The organism is Psychrobacter sp. 78a-MNA-CIBAN-0178, assembly GCF_040309625.1.
GTDB classification, from domain to species: domain Bacteria; phylum Pseudomonadota; class Gammaproteobacteria; order Pseudomonadales; family Moraxellaceae; genus Psychrobacter; species Psychrobacter okhotskensis.
On the sequence record NZ_JBEOOZ010000158.1, the window covers coordinates 1 to 257 of the forward strand.

Genomic DNA, 257 nt, shown 5'->3' on the forward strand with positions numbered 1-257 from the left:
GTTTAAATCCGATACATCGCTGTAATCTAACAATAAAAAGTAAGTGCCTTGGCTAGGTAAAATTTTAAAACGGCTGTTACTTAAATGACTCGCTAATAAGTCGCGTTTTTGCTGATAAAACCCGCTTAGCTCATCTATATGCTCACCTTGCTGCTCGAGCATATCGGCAAGCGCATGCTGTGCGGGGGTAAAACTTGAAAACGTAACGTACTGATGAATTTTTCTAAATTCGACAGCTAAATCGGCAGGTGCAATAC

At 40.5% G+C, this 257-nt stretch carries 1 protein-coding gene; it reads right to left on the reverse strand.

All coding sequences use genetic code 11. The features are described from left to right. Positions 1 to 257: aminotransferase class I/II-fold pyridoxal phosphate-dependent enzyme (locus AAEY80_RS14675; RefSeq protein WP_350588618.1), on the reverse strand; the 257-nt coding region annotated here is incomplete at both ends.